We start from the raw sequence: 17,357 nt of genomic DNA on the forward strand, positions 1-17,357 counted from the left end.
GGTGACGATGCCGCCCCGGCCACCGGCCCTCATGAGTATCCGCGGTCCTTCAGGCGCCGGCCGGGCGGCGCGGCTCGCGGCGCATCGACCACAAGGTCGGTCCGCCGCCGGGGAGCTGGACCTCGCCGAGCACCGTGAAGCCGAAGTGCTCGTACACGGGCAGGTTGGCCGGCTTGGAGGATTCCAGGTAGGCGGGCAGGCCGTCCGCGTCGGCCTTGGCGAGGCCCGAGCGCAGGAGGGCGGCTCCGTGGCCCTGGCCCTGGGCGGCCGGGTCCGCGCCGACCACGGCCAGGTACCAGTGCGGCTCCTGGGGGCCGTGCTCGGCGGCCTCCGCCGTGGCCTGCTGGAACAGCGGGGCCCGGTCGCCCAGGATCGCCACGAGTTCCTGGATGGTCTCCGCGTCGGGAACGGCCTTGTCCTGCGCGCCCGGCGGCACCCAGTAGGCGGCAGCCGCCGGGGTGTACTCGCAGACGCCGTGGTGGACGTACTGCCGGGTGAAGAGCGTGGTGAAGTAGCGGCCGAGGCCCTCCTCGCGCGTGGTGTCGTCGGGGAAGAACCAGCGCATCATCGGGTCGTCGTCGAAAGCGCGAGCCAGGGTGCGGCCGATCAGCGGGGCATCGTCGATCGTTGCCGTCTTCGGAGTGTTCGATATCGACATAGAGGTCATTCTGCACACGATGATCTTCGATGGTCGGGCCGGGGTGCCCTCGCGAGCGAGGGCCGATGCGGAGCTGCCGTCCGCCTCACGCCTCCGGTCCGTCTCATCTCCGCCTCACGCCTCCGGTCCGGTGCCGATCACGTCATCGCCGAACGCGGCGGCCAGCGCCTTCGCGATCAGGTCGGGCAGGTCGGTCCGTCCCTCGTCCTCGGCCCAGCGCACCAACGCCGTGTGCATCGCGCCCAGGCAGGCGCCGGCCGCCGCCCGGGCACGGAACGCCGTCTCGCCCTGGGCGGCATCGCTCCCGAGGGCGTCGACGATCGCCTGCTGCAGGGCGTACTGGCTGTCCAGGTGCTTGGCCCGCAGGGCCGGCGTCGAGATCATGAGCCGGAGTTGGGCCAGCAGGAACCGCTCGTTCGGGGTCAGGCCCTTTCCGCGGCCGCCGCCGGTCATGGTCGCGGCCGAGTCGACGAGCGCCCGGCCGATGCGGCGGACCAGGGGCTGCGCGGCCGGCGATGCGGCGATCCGCTCGGCGACCAGCCGGCTGTGCTGTTCCAGGAGTACGAGGTCTTCCTTGGTGGGGAAGTGCCGGTAGACGGTCATGGGTGATACGCCCGCGGCCTCGGCGACGTCGGTCACGGTCGTGGCGTCGTATCCCCGCTCGGTGAACAGCCGTACCGCATGCGCCTGAATCGTGCGCTGGGTCTCAAGTCGCCGTTGTGCGCGCAGTGTTGAGTGGTGGTCGGGCATGTGGTAGACCCTACCGGAGTGGTAGTGACTACCAGATAGGGAGTCACTCGCATCACGGGATGGTGGACATGAGTGATCTGACCGGCAGGACGGCTCTCGTGACGGGGGCATCGCGGGGCATCGGGCAGGCGATCGCCGCCCGGTTGGCGGCCAAGGGGGCTCTGGTCGTCGTGCACTTCGGCACGGACGAGGACGGGGCGGCGGCCACGGTCAAGGAGATCGAGCGGGCCGGGGGGACCGCGTTCGCCGTCGGGGCGGAACTGGGCACGGACGACGACGTCGAGATCCTCTTCGCGGGAGTCGAGGCGGGCCTGGCCGGGCGGCCGCTCGACATCCTCGTCAACAACGCCGCGGCCGCGCCCGCCGGTCCGCTCGGAGCCACGACGCGGGCGGAGTTCGACCGCCTCTTCGCGGTGAACGTACGAGCGCCGTACTTCATCATCCAGCGGGCGCTGCCCTTGTTCCGCGACGGCGGCCGCATCGTCACCATGTCGTCCGTGTCGGCCCGCAGTGCCATTCCCACCCAGACGTCCTTCGCGATGACGAAGGGCGCGGTCGAGACGATGAGCATGACGCTGGCCAACGAACTCGGCCCCCGCGGCATCACGGTGAACGCGGTCGCTCCCGGCACCACGCGGACGGCCACCAACGGAGCGTCCTTCGAAGCACCGGGCCTGGCCGAGTTCATCGCGGGAGCGACGGCACTGGGGAGACTGGGCGGCCCCGACGACGTCGCCGACGTGGTCGCGTTCCTGGCTTCCGACGAGGCGCGCTGGATCACCGGCCAGGTCATCGACGCGAGTGGCGGGCTGTTCCTCGGTCCGCGCCCCTGATCCCACGCGCGGGGTGTCGACTCCCGCGCGTCCGGTCCCGCGCCGACCATCAACTCGCCGCCGGCCCGGAGCAGTCCCTATCCTCACCGGAGCGGGACCGCGCGGTCCCGCAGGTTGCGGAGCCGTGGCAGAGCGGCCCATTGCGATCGGCGTGAGGGAAGCCCCTCTCACGCCGACTGACGGGAGCCGGGCGGGCCTTGCCCTTCCTCGTCCGCGGGTTCGAATCCCGCCGGCGCCGCAGCCGACCCGCACGAGCGCTGCACCTGTACGTCCGGCCGCCCGCCTCCGCCGACTGGAGTCCTTATGAGCACCCCCGCCCCCGCCGCTCCGGTGTTCGTCGGACCGGAGCAGACCGCGGCCGCCGGGCGAGGGCAGGTCAGCGTCTTGTGGTCGCTCGGCGCCCCGGCGAGGGAGCTGGACGCCGACGTCGTGCGGCTGGCCCCCGGCGCGAGCGTCGGCGAGCACGTGGAGGAGGAGTTCGGTGTCCTGTTCACCGTGCTGGCCGGCACCGGTGAACTCCGCACTCCCGATGCGGCCTGGCAGCTCGCGCCGGGTGCGCTCGCCTGGCTTCCCGCGGGCATCACCCGCTGTGTGGACGCGGGCCAGGACGGGCTCGTCTACACGAGCGCCCGACGTCGCGACCCGGCCCTCGGCACGGGACGCGGCGGCGGCTTTGACGCGGGCGAGCCGGTCTGCCTGCTGGAGCGAGTCTGCCCCGAGTGCGGTCGTCTCGCCGGTGAACGCGACGCCCGCTACTGCGCCCGCTGCGCAACGCCGTTGGCGGACTGAGGCAACCGAGTGGGACTGAGGCCTATCCGTCCACGTCTCCGTACGTCGTGCCGACCTTCAGTCCGTCGATCCAGTTGATGACGCGCTTGTCCTTGACCTCGGAGCCGTAGGAGCCGAAGCGGGTGTCGTTGCCCAGGTCGTCCCAGGTGCGTCCGGAGAACTCGGCGACCTTGGTGCCGTTGTAGAAGGCCGCCACCCACCCGGCGGAGGCGTCGGAGGAGGTGTGGATGCCGAGCACGACGCGCTTGTACGTACTGGTGGTGACGGGTGTCGACCACTTCAGGGTCCACTTCTCGCCGACCTCTATGTGGAACAGCTTGAGGACACCGCCCTCGACCTTCATCAACACCGGGTAGTTCTGCTGGTGTTGGTCGTTGGTGCCGTACGACTTCCACTGGAAGATCGTGCCCGCGTCCGGGGTGTTGGTGGAGGTGTCCCAGCCGATCCAGTACGTGGAGTTGTTCTCGAAGGTGTGGCGCGAGCCGCCGACGTTGATGCCGTGGGCCTCGCAACGCTCAAGGCCCAGCGGCTTGTTGAACTTGAAGACCTGGCCGCGGCCGTCGCCGTTGTCCTGCGCGGTGACGCTGCCGGGGGAGTCGCAGAGAGTCGAGGAGAACACGCCGGTCCCCGCGGAGGCGTCGCCGTCCCAGATGACGGAGGCGTCGGCGGGGGCCGCGGTGAGCAGGGCCAGGGAGGCGGCAGCGGCCGTGAGGGTGCCGGTTCGCTTGCGCATGAGGGGGCTCCTTGCGAGTGGGGGGAGGGGCTCGCTTGGCTGTGTGCCATCGTTGCGAAGGGGGGAGAGTAAGCGGTTTCTAGCATGGTCGCGGCTGAACGCTCAAGAGGGAAGGGCGAGTTGAGCGCAGCCGCGTAGAAACCGGTCTCTGCCGCAAGCCGCTCTGTCGGGGGTGGTGACGCCACGCCCTCGCGCCTCTAACATCCGATGTACCCGCCCCCATACCTCCCTCGTGACCCGTAGAGCGCCTGAATGGGCTCATAACGTCGGATGAATCGGCAGGGGCAGTTGGAGAGGAGATTCGTGATGCGCAAGGTGATCGGCGTCATGCTCGCGCTGCTGCTCGCGCTTGGAGCGGCCGTGGTCGGCCCTCCCGCAGCGATCGCCACCCCGGCGGATCCGGTCAACGGCCCACGCGTACAAGGCATCCCGGGGGAGATCGAGCCCAGCGACGACAAGGACCTCGCGGCCTGGCAGGAGCTCCAGTACGGGATGTTCATCCACTGGGGTCTGTTCTCCGAACTCGGAGGCGTATGGAAGGGCGAGCCGGTCACCAAGGGCTACAGCGAACAGATCCAGATGTGGGCCGACATCTCCGAGCGGGAGTACCTCGAAGTGGCCCGGCGCTTCCGGCCCGACCGGTTCGACCCCGCGGAGATCTGCTCCCTCGCGAAGCGGGCCGGCATGCGCTACGTGGTCATCACCAGCAAGCACCACGACGGCTTCTCCATGTTCGACACCGACACCACCGGCTACGACGTGGTCGACGCGACCCCCTACGACAAGGACCCGCTGAAGGCACTCGCGGACGAATGCCGCGGCCAGGGGCTGAAGTTCGGCTTCTACTTCTCGCTGGTCGACTGGCACCAGGGCCACGACTTCGACGGCAACAACAACAATCCGATCCCCGCGTCGATGGAACCCGTCATCGAAGGGCAGCTGCGTGAGCTGATGACCGGGTACGGGGACATCGCCGAGGTGTGGTTCGACATGTCCTCGCCCACCGCGGCCCAGAGCCGGAAATTCGCCGGGATCGTCCGCGAACTCCAGCCGAAGGCGGCGATCAACAGCCGGGTGTGGAACAACCAGGGCGACTTCCGCACCCTGGGCGACAACGAGATCCCCGCGGTGGCCCTCGACGGTGCCTGGCAGACACCCGCGTCGATCTACCACGAGACCTGGGGCTACCGCAGCTGGCAGAAACGTGAGGACCTGCCCGGCAAGATCAGGGACCTGGTCGGCGGACTGACCGGCGTACGTGCCCGCGGCGGCAACTATCTGCTCAACATCGGCCCGCGCGGCGACGGTTCGGTCGTGGAGTTCGAGGCCGACGTCCTGCGCGGCATGGGCGACTGGCTGGACCGCCACCCCGGCGCCGTACTGGGGGCTTCGGCCACCCGCTTCGGCGGCCGGCCGTGGGGCGAGGTCACGGTCAACGACCGCGACCTGTTCCTGCACGTGAGCGACTGGCCCGCATCCGGCGAACTCCGCCTGCCCGGCCTGGCCGCCTCCGTACGCACGGTCCACGAGGACGGCTCGACGGACCGGCTCACGTGGCGCCGGGACGGGAACGACCTCGTCGTGACCCTGCCCGAACGGCCGCGCGACGAGGTGCTGCCCGTCGTGAAGGTCGAACTCGGCGGCGAGCTGCGAATCATCCCGGAGCGCACGGTCGCCCTCGGTGCGGACCGGACCGCCGCCCTGGAAGCCGCCGACATCGAGCAGGGCTACAGCTACGCCGACGACGGCAGCTACTCAAGCACCCACCGGACCACGGTGCGGCACACCGCCCACATCACCGCCGACCGCGCCGAGAGGCTGTCGGTGGCGGTCGGCGGCGAGGCGCGCCCTCAAGCGCTCTATCGGGTCCAGGTCGGCAAGCACGCCCGGCTGGTGAAGGGCGTGGACCTGACCCGACGCGCCCTCGGCCCCTTCCCCGTACGCGGCGGACAGGTCACCCCGGTGACCATCACCCTCGCCGAGCCGGGGCACGCGGGGGAGGAACTCGGCCTGCGCCTGGACTCGTTGCTGGTCGCCCCCGCCGGCAGCCTCGTGGCCTGGACCCGGACGCCGCCGCGGCTCGAAGCCGGCTCGCGGAGGAACGTGCCGGTGCACGTGACCAACCTGGGGCGCGGCACGGCACAGGGCACCTTGGCGCTGCGCGCACCTGAGGGGTGGTCCACCGGCGCGGGCGAGAAGTTCACCGGCCTGGCACCGGGCCGCACCCACACCGCGTCGTTCCCCCTCGCCGTGCCCGCCGACAGCGCCACCGGGCCGCAGACCCTCAAGACCACGGTCTCCGGCGGCGGCCGAGATGTCGTCGAACTGAGCAGCCGGGTCGAGGTGGTGCTGCCCAACATCGCGCGCGGCAAGACGGCCACCCAGGTGAGCACGGCGTGGGAGGGCGCCGCCGGCCGCGCGGTGGACGGCGACACCGCGGGCGACTACTTGCGCGACAACACAACGACCCACACCGCGGAGCCCTCCCGCCAGGCGTGGTGGCAGGTCGATCTGGGGCAGTCGTACGAGATCGCGTCCACGGAGATCTGGAACCGCACCGACTGCTGCACCGAACGGCTCTCGGACTACTGGGTGCTGGTCTCGGACACTCCGTTCACCGGCGACTCCCTGGAGGAGGCGCGTGCCGTGCCGGGAGTGGTGGCCGTACACCAGGACGGCCGGGCGCAGCGCCCCACCCAGGTCGATCTCGAAGGAGCGAAGGGGCGCTACGTGCGTATCCAACTGGCGTCGTGGACCGACCCGTTGTCGCTGACGGAGGTGGTGGTCAGAGGGCGGTAGCGGGGCCGCTCGGCGGGCCGATCACCCGAGGACGAAGGGGAGTTTCGCGGCCAGCTCGCCCAGTTCGGCCTTCTCCGCGTCGGTCGGGGCGCGTCGTCCGGTACCGACGAGGAGCGCGTCCGTGTCGGAGAACGACGCGGGGAACGCGGCACCGGCGATCTTCTCCAGCATCTCGCGGCTGGAGGCGAGGCCTTCCGCGGGTGGCCCGGCCACCTGAGGGAGGTGCGCGATCAGGTCGAGGTGGTGCAGGGTCCACTCCATGACGTACGTCATGAGGTAGTCGCCCGCGGTGAGGACCTCGTCGCGGGTGCTCACCCGGGCGTCAGGGTCGGCGAGTTCGGCGGCGCGGCCGGCGGCCGAGCCGATGTCGTCGAGGTGGAACTTGAGCAGCCAGGGCTCCTGGTAGGCGGCGGCGAGCCGCACGGTCAGCGCGTCGAGTGGGTCGTCGCCGGTCGGCGGGGTCTCGGTGACGTCCCAGTAGGTCAACGAGTCGTGCGTCGGTTCGGTGTCGGCGGGGGTCACGAGGGTGATCAGGACGTCCTGGGCGTCGACGATGAGATGGCACACCAGGTCCTGCACGAGCCAGCCGGTACAACCGGACGGCCGCGCGAAGTCCTCGTCCGGGAGTTCGGCGACGGCCGCGCGCAATGCCGTCCAAGAGCGCGAGAAGAGATCCACGTCGCCAACGTAGTGGGGTGCCGCAGCCCGGACAAGCGCCGCCCGCCTCGGCGACGGGACGGCGCCGCCCCGCCCGGCACGGGCCACTACGCGGCACCCGCCGCTGTCAGGACCGCGACCGGCAGGAGGAGCATCCACTGCGGCAGCCGGAGCAGTGGCTTCGGCCCGCCGATGGACAGCGTGATGGCCAGGAAAGCGGCTGCGTACGCCACGAAGTGCGCAGCCACGAACCACGCCATCAGGCCGGTCGCCGAGGTGTCGCCCGCCGGCGCGAGGCAGATCAAGGCGGCCGCGGAGAGCACCAGGTCGACGCTCACCATGTGCCACACGGCGTGCAGGACGCGCTTGGGTTCGTCGGCGAGGCCGCAGGACAGCAGCGGGCGCACCACGTCCCGGTGCCCGCCGACGATGTGCGCCACGGCCACCCCGAACGCGGTGATGCCCGCTGCGAGAAGCCAGCCGTTCATCGGATCTCGATTCCTCTGGCCACGACAGAAGCCAGCCGGTCGGCCAGCTGACGGTCCGGGTGTTCCCCGACCAGGCCGACGTGGAAGAACACGGCTCCTGCCAGCGTGTCCAGGACCAGATCCACGGGTGTGTCGGCCGCGATCTCCCCGCGCGCCACGGCGCGTTCGAAGACGATCAGCAGCCGCTCCTTCGCAGGGGCCAGGAAGTCGCCGCGGATGCGCGCCTTCAGTTCCGGATCGGCGGCGAAGTCGGCGAGCAGACCCGGGAGCGCCGCTGCGGCGGCCGGTGCCCGGAACTCGTCGACCAGACCCCGCAGCAGTGCGGTCAGGTCCCCGGCCAGCGTTCCGGTGTCCGGGGCCGGAACATGGTCGGTGGTCGTGAAGACGGCCTCGAAGACCAGCTCCGGCTTGCCCCGCCATCGCCGGTAGATCGTGTCCTTGCCGACACCGGCACGGGCGGCCACCGCCCCGATCGATGTCGCGGCGTAGCCGACCTCGGTCATCAGCTCCGTGGTCGCGCCGACGATCGCCTCGTGCGAACGGGGATCTCTGGGACGTCCCCTGGAGGACGGAGAGGAGCTCATACTCATTTACGATACGGGTCGCCCCGTTTGATAAACAACCCGGTGTGCGTCACCTTGGGGAGTCATGGCAAGCAGGTTCACCGAGTTGGCCGTTGAGTGCCACGCCCCGGAGTTGCTTCCGGCCTGCGGCGCCGTCACGCGGCCCGGGCGGCTCGGGCCACAGGGTGCAGGGCGGCGTACTCCAAAGGGGCGGACGGGTCGATGGACACGTCCAGCGGGGCCGGTTCGGCTCCTGCGCGGAGCAGTAGGTCACCTACGGCCGCGATCATCGCGCCGTTGTCGGTGCACAGGTTCAGCGGCGGCACGCGAAGCGCGATCCCGGCGGTCCGGCAGCGTTCCTCCGCCAGGGCCCGTACGCGGGAGTTGGCGGCCACGCCGCCCACCACGACCAGTGTTCCCACGCCGTGCTCGCGGCAGGCAGCCACCGCCTTGCGTGTGAGCACATCGGCCACGGCCTCCTGGAGCGAGGCCGCCCCGTCCGCGAGCGGCAACTCCGCGCCGCGCAGCCGGTGTTGCTCGGCCCAGCGCGCGGCGGCCGTCTTGAGCCCGGAGAAGGAGAAGTCGTAGGGGGCGTCACGTGGCCCGGTCAGTGGCCGGGGAAACGCCACCGCGGCCGGATCGCCCTGCCGCGCGGTGCGGTCGATGGCCGGGCCGCCGGGATAGGGGAGGCCGAAGACGCGGGCCGCCTTGTCGAAGCACTCGCCCGCCGCGTCGTCGATGGTGTCGCCCAGGTGCAGGATCGGGTCGCGCGCCAGATCCCGTACGAGCAGCAGCGAGGTGTGCCCGCCGGAGACGATCAGGACCATGCAGGGGTCGGGCAGCGGGCCGTGCTCCAGGGTGTCGGCGGCGACGTGACCTGCCAGGTGGTGCACGCCGTACAGCGGCACCCCGAGCGAGAACGCCAGGGTCTTGGCCCCGGCCAGGCCCACCTGGAGCGCGCCCGAGAGGCCGGGGCCCGTGGTGACGGCCACCGCCCCGATGTCCGCCATGTGCAGTCCGGCCCGGTCCAGGGCCTCGCGCACGACGGGCGTGAAGGAGTGCACGTGCGCCCGCGCGGCGATCTCCGGCACCACTCCGCCGAACCGGGCGTGCTCGTCCATGCTGGACGCCACCGCATGTCCGAGCAGGCGGCCCCCGCGCACGAGACCCGCTCCGGTCTCGTCGCACGACGACTCGATGCCCAGCACCACTGGAGACTCCTCCACGTCCCGCCTCCTGATCTTTCTAAGTAGTTGCAAGTGATGTGCAATAAGGGTACGGCGAAGACCACCTGGCCGGTGCCCGGCCAAGGCCGGACAGTAGAGTTCGGGTGCGTCAGCCCCCGAACACCGAGGTACCGTCCGTGACCCCCGCACCCGCCGCACCCCCCGTCCCACCTGCCGTGAGCGTGGTGGGCATCGGAGCCGACGGGTGGGCCGGACTGCCCGACGCGGCACGCACCGAACTCGTCGAGGCACAGGTCCTGATCGGCGCCCGGCGCCAACTGGGCCTGCTCCCGCCGGAATGCGCGGGCGAGCGGGTGCCGTGGCCCTCGCCGCTGCGGCCTGCCGTCCCCGGTCTGCTGGCCGCGCACGCGGGCAGCAGGGTCGCCGTCCTGGCCAGCGGCGACCCGATGTTCTACGGCATCGGCCGGGCCCTGACCGAAGTCCTCGGCGCCGACGGGCTGCGCATCCTGCCGCACCCCTCGTCCGTGTCGTACGCCTGCGCGCGCATCGGCTGGCCGGTGGAGGACACCGAAGTCGTCACCCTGGTCGGGCGGCCCGCGGCCCGTCTCGCAGCGGCCCTGTACGACGGCCGCCGGCTGCTGGTGCTCAGCGCGGACGCGACCACGCCCGCCGTGGTCGCCGCACTGCTGCGCGAACACGGCTTCGGGCCGAGCTCGGTCCGCGTGCTGGAACAGCTCGGCGGCGAGAGCGAGGCGTACGTCGAAGGAACGGCGGACACCTGGGCGCACCCGCCGGGCGACCCGCTGAACGTCATCGCGGTCGAATGCCGACGCGCCCCCGACGCCCTGCGCCTCGGCGCGGCTCCCGGCCTGCCCGACGAGGCGTACGAACACGACGGACAGCTCACCAAGCGCCACGTGCGGGCCGCCACCCTCGGGGTGCTCGCGCCCGCCCCCGGCGAGCTGCTGTGGGACATCGGCGGCGGCTCGGGGTCCGTGGCCATCGAGTGGATGCGCACCCACCCCTCCTGCCGGGCCATCAGCGTGGAGCGCGATCCGGTGCGGGCGCGGCGCATCGAGCGCAACGCCGCCCGCCTCGGGGTGCCCGCCCTGCGCGTGATCTCGGGCCGGGCGCCCGAGAGCCTGGCCGAACTGCCCACGCCCGACGCCGTGTTCATCGGTGGCGGGCTGACCGTGCCCGGCCTGCTCGACGCCTGCTGGGACGCGCTGCCCGAAGGCGGGCGCCTGGTCGCCAACACCGTCACGCTGGAGTCCGAGGCGCTGCTCGCCGAGCGGTACCGCCGCCACGGCGGTGACCTGGTCCGCCTCGCCGTCGCGCACGCCGTTCCCGTCGGCGGTTTCACCGGCTGGCGCCAGGCGATGCCGGTCACCCAGTGGTCCGTACGCAAACCTTCGACCGCCCCCACCGCGGAACGCTCAGCAGAAGCCCCCGCAGAACCCTCAGGAGACAAGACATGACCGTGTACTTCATCGGCGCGGGGCCCGGTGCGGCCGACCTGATCACGGTGCGCGGGGCGCGCACGCTCGCCGCCTGCGGGGTGTGTCTGTACGCGGGCAGCCTGGTGCCCCGTGAACTGCTGGACGAGTGTCCCGAGGACGCCCGCCTGGTCGACACGGCGCAGCTGGACATCGACCAGATCACCGCCGAGCTCGTCGCCGCGCACGCGGCGGGCCAGGACGTGGCCCGCCTGCACTCGGGCGACCCGTCCGTCTTCAGCGCGGTCAACGAGCAGATGCGGCGCCTGGACGAGGCGGGCGTGCCCTACGAAGTGGTGCCGGGTGTGCCCGCGTTCGCGGCCGCCGCGGCGGCGCTCAAGCGGGAGCTGACCGTGCCGACCGTCGGCCAGACCGTCATCCTCACCCGCATCGCCCACCGGGCCACCGCGATGCCCGAGGGCGAGGACCTGGCCACACTGGGCCGCAGCGGCGCCCTGATCGTGCTGCACCTGGCCGCCAAGTACGTGGACCGCGTCGTCGAGGAACTCCTGCCGCACTATGGGGCCGACTGCCCCACGGCCGTGGTGGCGCTGGCCTCGCGCCCCGACGAGCTCATCCTGCGCGGGCCCCTCGACGAGATCGCCGAGCAGGTGAAGGCGGCGGGTGTGATCCGTACCGCCGTCATCATGGTGGGCCGGACGTTGGGCGCGGAGCAGTTCCGCGACAGCCACCTCTACTCGCCCGAACGCGACCGCCACGTCTGCTGAGCGCTCGGCTGGAAGCGTGGCTCAGCGCACGCTGCTGCGCCCCACGACCGTGCCCGCCCGGTCGATGCAGATGACGTCCACGGCGACCGGCGCGCCCCGCAGGACCGACAGGGCCTCGTCGCGGGCGGCCACGGCCACCAGGTCCCCGAGAGGGATGCCGCGGGCCTGGCACAACTGGAGTGCGGCCAGGCCCGTGTTGGCTCCTGCCACCTCGGCCGCCAGGGCCTCGTCCGCGCCGCCCCGGCGGGCCAGCTCGGCCAGGAAGGGCTTGTCGACCTGGGAGCGGGCCGAGTGCAGGTCGAGGTGCCCGGCGGCGAGTTTCGACAGCTTGGCGAAGCCGCCGCACACCGTGAGGCGGTCCACCGGGTGCCGGCGCACGTACTTGAGGACCGCGCCCGCGAAGTCGCCCATGTCCAGCAGGGCGATCTCCGGGAGCCCGTACTCGGCCACCACCGTCTTCTCCGAGGTCGAGCCGGTGCAGCCCGCCACGTGTGTGTGGCCCGCGGCGCGTGCCACGTCCACGCCGCGGCGGATCGAGTCGATCCACGCCGAGCAGGAGTAGGGCACCACGATGCCGGTGGTGCCCAGGATCGACAGACCGCCCAGGATGCCCAGGCGCGGGTTCCAGGTGGAGCGGGCGATCTCCTCGCCGTGGTCCACGGAGACGGTGACCTCGACGTCGCCCGAGCCCCCGTGCTCGGCGGCGACCCGTGCGATGTGGTCGCGGATCATCTGGCGCGGCACGGGGTTGACCGCGGGTTCGCCGACCTCGAGCGGCAGGCCGGGCAGGGTGACCGTGCCCACGCCGGGCCCCGCCTTGAAGACCACGCCCGAACCGGGCGCCAGCCGCCGCACACCGGCCCGCACCAGGGCGCCGTGCGTCACGTCGGGATCGTCGCCCGCGTCCTTGACCACGCCCGCTGTCGCCCGCCCCTCGGTCAGTTCCTCGACGGCCAGGGCGAAGGCCGGTGTCTGTCCCCTGGGCAGGGTGATGGTCACCGGGTCGGGGAAGTCGCCGCTGAGCAGGGCGGTGTAGGCGGCGGTGGCCGCGGCGGTGGCGCAGGCACCGGTCGTCCAGCCGGGCCGCAGCCCGGTGTGCTTGAGTTGGGCGCTGCGCCCGCCTTTCGCCTCACTCATGGATGGATCCGATGCACGTTCTGGTACTGGGCGGGACGACGGAGGCCCGCCGCCTCGCCGAGGCCTTGGTGGACACGCTGCCCGCCGCCGCGAAGGTGACCAGCTCCCTGGCCGGACGGGTGGCGAGCCCGAAGCTGCCGCCGGGCGAGGTGCGCGTGGGCGGCTTCGGCGGAGCCGACGGCCTTGCCGCGTGGCTGCGTACGCACCGGGTGAGCGCGCTCATCGATGCCACCCATCCTTTCGCCGAGACGATCAGTTTCAATGCGGCCGCTGCCGCCGCCGCTGCCCATGTTCCCCTGCTGGCGCTGCGACGGCCCGGCTGGGTGCCGGGCGAGGGCGATGCCTGGCACCCGGTCGGTTCCCTGGCCGAGGCGGCACGGGCGCTGCCCGCGCTGGGCGAGCGGGTCTTCCTGACCACGGGGCGCATGGGCCTTGCCGCCTTCGCCGATCTGGACCGGCTGTGGTTCTTGATGCGTTCGGTGGACGCCCCCGACGCGCCGCACCCCGCGCGCATGGAGGTGCTGCTCGACCGCGGCCCGTTCACCTTGGAGGGGGAGTGCGAGCTGATCCGCCGCCATCGCATCGACGTCGTCGTCACGAAGGACAGCGGCGGGGCCGCGACCGCGCCCAAGCTGGCCGCGGCTCGCGAGGCGGGGATCCCGGTGGTCGTGGTGCGCCGGCCGCCGGTGCCTCAAGGCGTGGCGGTGGCCGGAACCCCGCAGGAGGCGCTGGCCTGGCTGCGCGCACGCGGCGGCAGCCAGACCTAGCGCGACCGGAGGCTCAGTCCTCGGGGTAGCGGCGGGGCGTCCACACGATCTGCCGGCCGTCGCCGCGCTGCTCCCAGCGGGTCTGCGAGGACCCCACCAGCAGGATCGTGCGCATGTCGACCTCGGCCGGATCGAGGTCGGCGAGGCGCACGGTGCGCACGCTCTCGGCCGGTCCGCCGACGTCGCGGCCCAACACCACGGGAGTGTCCGGCGAGCGGTGTTCGAGCAGCAGGTCGCGGGCCTTGCCGACCTGCCAGGTGCGGCTGCGGGAGCCGGGGTTGTACAGCGCGAGCACCAGGTCGGCGGCGGCCGCCGACCGCAGCCGCTCCGCGATGACCTCCCAGGGCTTGAGCCGGTCGGAGAGCGATATCGTCGCGTAGTCGTGGCCCAGCGGGGCGCCCGCGCGGGCGGCGGCCGCGTTGGCCGCCGTCACTCCCGGAAGCACCCGGACCGGCAGGTCCGCGTACTGCTTCTGCGAGGCGACCTCCAGGACGGCCGTCGCCATGGCGAAGACGCCCGGGTCGCCGCCGGAGACCACGGCCACGCGTCGGCCGCGCCGGGCGAGATCCAGGGCGAACTCGGCGCGCTCCGACTCGACCTTGTTGTCGGAGCCGTGGCGCACCTGCCCCGGGCGGACCGGCACCCGGTCGAGGTAGGTGGTGTAGCCGACCAGGTCGTCGGCCGCGGCCAGCACGCCGCGGGTCTCGGGCGTGAGCCACAGCGGCCCGGCGGGACCGGTGCCGACCACGGCCACCTCGCCGGCGTCCGGGGCGCGCTCGGGCCGGGGGGCGTCGATGCGGCTGGGCAGGACGGCTACCGCGAAGTACGGCACGGACTCCGGGTCGACCGCGGCGAGCTCGTCGATGCGCTCACCGGCCATGGTGGCGCGCTCGACGTAGTGGGCCTCGGGCAGGCGTCCGGAGTTCTCGAAGGCGCGGCGCACCGCGGGGAAGGTGCGGCCCAGCTTCATCACGACCGCGGCGTCGGTGGCGGCCAGCCGGGCGGTCAGCTCGTCCTCCGGCAGGGTGCCGGGCAGGATGGTCAGCACTTCCTCGCCCTCGGCGAGCGGGGTGCCGAGGCGGGCGGCCGCGGCGCTGACGGAGGTGACGCCGGGGATCACCTCGGTGGGGTAGCGGTCGGCGAGCCGCTTGTGCATGTGCATGTACGAGCCGTAGAAGAGCGGGTCGCCCTCGGCCAGTACGGCGACGGTGCGGCCGGCGTCCAGGTGCACCGCGAGGCGGGCCGCCGCCTCGGTGTAGAAGTCCTCCATCGCGCCCCGGTAGCCACCGGGGTGGTCGGTGGTCTCCGTGGTGAGGGGGTAGACGAGGGCTTCTTCGATGTGGTCGGCGCGCAGGTGCTTGGCCGCGATGGACCGCGCGATGGAGCGTCCGTGCCGGGCGCTGTGGTAGGCGACGACATCGGCCTGGGCGATGGTTTCCACCGCTCGCAGGGTCATGAGGGACGGGTCGCCGGGGCCGAGCCCGACGCCGTAGAGCCGACCCGTGGCGTGCTCGCTCAGCCGGTCCGTGGTGTGCTCGCTCACGCTCATTCTTCCTCGCTGGCGATCGCGTTGAGTGCGGCGGCCGCGATGGCGCTGCCGCCCCGGCGGCCCCGCACGATCATGTGTTCCAGGCCGGAGGGGTGCGCGGCCAGGGCGTCCTTGGACTCCATGGCGCCGACGAAGCCGACGGGCACCCCGATGACGGCGGCGGGGCGCGGTGCGCCCTCCTCGATCATTTCGAGGAGGCGGAAGAGGGCGGTGGGCGCGTTGCCGACGGCTATGACCGCACCTTCCATCCGATCGCGCCACAGTTCCAGGGCGGCGGCGCTGCGGGTGGTGCCGAGCTCGGCCGCGAGGCCGGGCACCGCCGGGTCGGACAGCGTGCACACCACGTCGTTGTCGGCGGGCAGCCGCTTGCGGGTGACACCGCTGGCGACCATGGCCACGTCGCACAGGATGGGGGCGCCCGCGCGCAGCGCCTCGCGGGCCCGCGCCACCACCTGCGGGGTGAAAGCGAGGTCGCGTACGAGGTCGACCATGCCGCAGGCGTGGATCATGCGGACCGCGACCTGGCTCACGTCGGCGGGCAGGCCCGACAGATCCGCCTCCGCGCGGATCGTGGCGAAGGACTGGCGGTAGATCGCCGGTCCGTCCTTCTCGTACTGATGCACAGTGCGTTCGCTCTCTTGATAGGGCATGGAACAGTCAAGTGTTGCAGGGTTGTTCATGTGTTCATGCGGCGCGTCAGCCGCGGGCCGCTGCCACGGCGGCGGCGAGTGCGCCCGGACTGCCCGGGATGCTCGCCGGAGTGTCGCGTTTCTCGCCGTGTACGTGAGAGATCTGATGCCCGTCGGGGGTGGCGACGACGTCGATCCACTCCCCATGGGGGTGACCGCACCGGCGTTCGCACCCGGACCAGTACACGGGCAGCGCCCCCACGGGGCCCGACGCGGCCGTCGCCGTGGCGCGTACGTCGTCCAGCGCCTTGGCGCAGCCGGGCCGGCCGATGCAGGCGCCCACGCCGGTCCAGGGGGAGTCGGGGCCGGTGATCAGGCCCGCGGCCCCCAGGTCCGCCAGGAGTCGCGCGGCCTCGCGCCGTGCGACGCCCGGCAGGACGACGCCGCGCCAGGGGGTCAGCCGCAGCTCGCCGACGCCGTGATGGCGGGCGGTGTCCGTCAGGGTCTGCCACTGGGGGGAGCTGATGGAGCCCAGCGGCAGGCCGATGGAGAGCGCGGCCGTGCCGAGGGGGCCGGGCACGATGCCGAGCGCGGGCTCGTCCGCTTCCTGGGGGAGCGGTTCGGTGATGGGCGCGGGGCTGAACCCGGCCTGCCGCAGGCGACGTACGACCGCCTCCAGCAGGGGTCCGGTGCCGTCGGGCAGGTCCGTCACCCGCCAGGCACTCCCGTCGGGTGCCTGCTCCAGGAAGGTCTCGGCCGCGATGAGGGCGGCCTGCGGCGCCTGCGCGGCCTGGATCAGGAGGGCGTCGTGGGCCGGGCCGATCCGTAGCAGCGCGTGCTCCGTGCCCCGCGCCGTCAGCGTCACGTCGCCGCCGAGGGCCCCGACGTCGCCGCGGCCGTCGTCGAGGGCGAACAAGAACCGGCCGGACAGGGCGGCGGTCCGGGCGCCGGCGCACAGCAGCTCGTCGAGGGCGGACAGCCAGGGGCGGATGTCCTGCTCACCGCGGCCGTCGAGTCCCGAGAGGGGGGAGGCCACCACGTTGCGTACCCGCTCGTGGCGCTCGGAGGGCAAAAGCCCCGATTCGCCCAGCAGGGAAGCCAGTTCGCCGCCGCCGTCCGCGGGCAGTCCGCGCAGCTGCACATTGCCGCGCGATGTGAGATGCAACTCGCCGTCTCCCAGCCGCTGTGCCACCTCGCGCAGCACGTCGGCCTGTCCCGCGGTCAGCAGGCCACCGGGGATGCGCACGCGGGCCAGCGCCCCGTCGTCCGCCCGGTGCAGCCGCAGCGTGCCGGGGCAGGCGTCACCGCGGCCGCGGGCAGACGCGTCTCCCGAGAGTGCGGGCGGGGGGACCGATGGGGGCATGGCGGCGAGCATACCGACCCATTGCAGCAGGTCCGCCTGCCCCCCAGTAGTTGATCGGCCCTTAGTATTCCTAGCGACGGGCCAGCCGGCCCGTCGTCGCCACAGACGGCGACAAGGGGAGGAAGCCCGGTGCGATTCCGGCGCGGTCCCGCCACTGTGAGCCCGGTGCAGCCGCCGGGCGAGCCAGGAACTCCCTTCCCCGAGCTCTCGTCCGCTCGAGCAGGGGAGACG

At 72.5% G+C, this 17,357-nt stretch carries 17 protein-coding genes, 1 tRNA gene and 1 riboswitch; of the genes, 7 read left to right on the forward strand and 11 right to left on the reverse strand.

Annotation, left to right across the window (positions count from 1 at the left end):
• Nucleotides 1–49: 49 nt before the first annotated feature.
• Complete coding sequence (locus ACZ6ZP_RS25870; protein ID WP_351165964.1) at nucleotides 50–667, reverse strand: GNAT family N-acetyltransferase; 618 nt, start codon at nucleotides 665–667, stop codon at nucleotides 50–52.
• Between the two features lie 105 nt (nucleotides 668–772).
• The gene (locus ACZ6ZP_RS25875) at nucleotides 773–1,408 is read right to left on the reverse strand and encodes a TetR/AcrR family transcriptional regulator (protein ID WP_399978839.1); all 636 of its coding nucleotides are present in this window, start codon (nucleotides 1,406–1,408) and stop codon (nucleotides 773–775) included.
• Between the two features lie 68 nt (nucleotides 1,409–1,476).
• Between ACZ6ZP_RS25875 and ACZ6ZP_RS25880 the strand changes: the two genes are divergently transcribed.
• The 3 genes from ACZ6ZP_RS25880 to ACZ6ZP_RS25890 all read left to right on the forward strand — a co-directional run bounded on the left by ACZ6ZP_RS25880 (nucleotide 1,477) and on the right by ACZ6ZP_RS25890 (nucleotide 3,030).
• Nucleotides 1,477–2,241 carry an SDR family oxidoreductase gene (locus ACZ6ZP_RS25880; RefSeq protein WP_351165968.1) on the forward strand — a complete coding sequence of 255 codons (765 nt, stop codon included), beginning with the start codon at nucleotides 1,477–1,479 and terminating at the stop codon, nucleotides 2,239–2,241.
• 118 nt (nucleotides 2,242–2,359) lie between these two features.
• Nucleotides 2,360–2,479 (forward strand) — tRNA-OTHER (locus ACZ6ZP_RS25885).
• A gap of 65 nt (nucleotides 2,480–2,544) precedes the next feature.
• Entirely contained in the window at nucleotides 2,545–3,030 is a 486-nt protein-coding gene (locus tag ACZ6ZP_RS25890; RefSeq protein ID WP_351165970.1) for a cupin domain-containing protein, read from the forward strand.
• Nucleotides 3,031–3,052: 22 nt separating this feature from the next.
• Here ACZ6ZP_RS25890 and ACZ6ZP_RS25895 read toward each other — a convergent pair whose 3' ends face one another.
• Nucleotides 3,053–3,763 carry a hypothetical protein gene (locus ACZ6ZP_RS25895; RefSeq protein WP_366461793.1) on the reverse strand — a complete coding sequence of 237 codons (711 nt, stop codon included), beginning with the start codon at nucleotides 3,761–3,763 and terminating at the stop codon, nucleotides 3,053–3,055.
• Nucleotides 3,764–4,069: 306 nt separating this feature from the next.
• On the opposite strand from ACZ6ZP_RS25895, the gene ACZ6ZP_RS25900 reads away from it, so the two are divergent.
• Nucleotides 4,070–6,562, forward strand: a complete 2,493-nt coding sequence (locus tag ACZ6ZP_RS25900; RefSeq protein ID WP_469408566.1) for an alpha-L-fucosidase — start codon at nucleotides 4,070–4,072, stop codon at nucleotides 6,560–6,562.
• A gap of 21 nt (nucleotides 6,563–6,583) precedes the next feature.
• On the opposite strand, the gene ACZ6ZP_RS25905 is transcribed toward ACZ6ZP_RS25900, so the two are convergent.
• The 4 genes from ACZ6ZP_RS25905 to tsaD all read right to left on the reverse strand — a co-directional run bounded on the left by ACZ6ZP_RS25905 (nucleotide 6,584) and on the right by tsaD (nucleotide 9,481).
• On the reverse strand, nucleotides 6,584–7,240 hold the full coding sequence (locus ACZ6ZP_RS25905; RefSeq protein WP_361465919.1) for a maleylpyruvate isomerase N-terminal domain-containing protein: 657 nt from the start codon (nucleotides 7,238–7,240) through the stop codon (nucleotides 6,584–6,586).
• Nucleotides 7,241–7,326: 86 nt separating this feature from the next.
• Nucleotides 7,327–7,707: a hypothetical protein gene (locus ACZ6ZP_RS25910; protein WP_361465916.1), complete on the reverse strand. Its 381-nt coding sequence runs from the start codon at nucleotides 7,705–7,707 to the stop codon at nucleotides 7,327–7,329.
• On the reverse strand, nucleotides 7,704–8,291 hold the full coding sequence (locus ACZ6ZP_RS25915; protein ID WP_351165980.1) for a TetR/AcrR family transcriptional regulator: 588 nt from the start codon (nucleotides 8,289–8,291) through the stop codon (nucleotides 7,704–7,706). The genes ACZ6ZP_RS25910 and ACZ6ZP_RS25915 overlap by 4 nt, the downstream gene beginning before the upstream one ends.
• Before the next feature lie 134 nt (nucleotides 8,292–8,425).
• Entirely contained in the window at nucleotides 8,426–9,481 is a 1,056-nt protein-coding gene (tsaD, locus tag ACZ6ZP_RS25920) for a tRNA (adenosine(37)-N6)-threonylcarbamoyltransferase complex transferase subunit TsaD (protein WP_361466067.1), read from the reverse strand.
• Nucleotides 9,482–9,633: 152 nt separating this feature from the next.
• On the opposite strand from tsaD, the gene cbiE reads away from it, so the two are divergent.
• Together cbiE and cobM are read left to right on the forward strand one after the other, a co-directional pair.
• The gene (gene cbiE / locus ACZ6ZP_RS25925; RefSeq protein WP_469408568.1) at nucleotides 9,634–10,935 is read left to right on the forward strand and encodes a precorrin-6y C5,15-methyltransferase (decarboxylating) subunit CbiE; all 1,302 of its coding nucleotides are present in this window, start codon (nucleotides 9,634–9,636) and stop codon (nucleotides 10,933–10,935) included.
• Entirely contained in the window at nucleotides 10,932–11,681 is a 750-nt protein-coding gene (gene cobM, locus ACZ6ZP_RS25930) for a precorrin-4 C(11)-methyltransferase (protein ID WP_351165984.1), read from the forward strand. The genes cbiE and cobM overlap by 4 nt, the downstream gene beginning before the upstream one ends.
• Before the next feature lie 21 nt (nucleotides 11,682–11,702).
• On the opposite strand, the gene ACZ6ZP_RS25935 is transcribed toward cobM, so the two are convergent.
• Entirely contained in the window at nucleotides 11,703–12,818 is a 1,116-nt protein-coding gene (locus tag ACZ6ZP_RS25935; protein WP_351165986.1) for a cobalt-precorrin-5B (C(1))-methyltransferase, read from the reverse strand.
• Nucleotides 12,819–12,829: 11 nt separating this feature from the next.
• Here ACZ6ZP_RS25935 and ACZ6ZP_RS25940 point away from each other — a divergent pair, with 11 nt between their 5' ends.
• On the forward strand, nucleotides 12,830–13,585 hold the full coding sequence (locus tag ACZ6ZP_RS25940; RefSeq protein WP_383821834.1) for a cobalt-precorrin-6A reductase: 756 nt from the start codon (nucleotides 12,830–12,832) through the stop codon (nucleotides 13,583–13,585).
• Between the two features lie 13 nt (nucleotides 13,586–13,598).
• Here ACZ6ZP_RS25940 and ACZ6ZP_RS25945 read toward each other — a convergent pair whose 3' ends face one another.
• From ACZ6ZP_RS25945 to cobG, 3 genes are all read right to left on the reverse strand, one after another.
• The gene (locus tag ACZ6ZP_RS25945) at nucleotides 13,599–15,134 is read right to left on the reverse strand and encodes a precorrin-2 C(20)-methyltransferase (RefSeq protein WP_383821837.1); all 1,536 of its coding nucleotides are present in this window, start codon (nucleotides 15,132–15,134) and stop codon (nucleotides 13,599–13,601) included.
• The gene (locus ACZ6ZP_RS25950; RefSeq protein ID WP_351166272.1) at nucleotides 15,131–15,757 is read right to left on the reverse strand and encodes a precorrin-8X methylmutase; all 627 of its coding nucleotides are present in this window, start codon (nucleotides 15,755–15,757) and stop codon (nucleotides 15,131–15,133) included. Before ACZ6ZP_RS25950 ends, ACZ6ZP_RS25945 begins: the two co-directional genes overlap by 4 nt.
• Nucleotides 15,758–15,830: 73 nt before the next feature.
• Entirely contained in the window at nucleotides 15,831–17,138 is a 1,308-nt protein-coding gene (cobG, locus tag ACZ6ZP_RS25955) for a precorrin-3B synthase (RefSeq protein WP_383821840.1), read from the reverse strand.
• Between the two features lie 83 nt (nucleotides 17,139–17,221).
• Nucleotides 17,222–17,319, forward strand: a riboswitch (cobalamin riboswitch).
• Nucleotides 17,320–17,357: the final 38 nt, after the last annotated feature.

This window comes from Streptomyces sp. NPDC054047 (genome assembly GCF_055585065.1).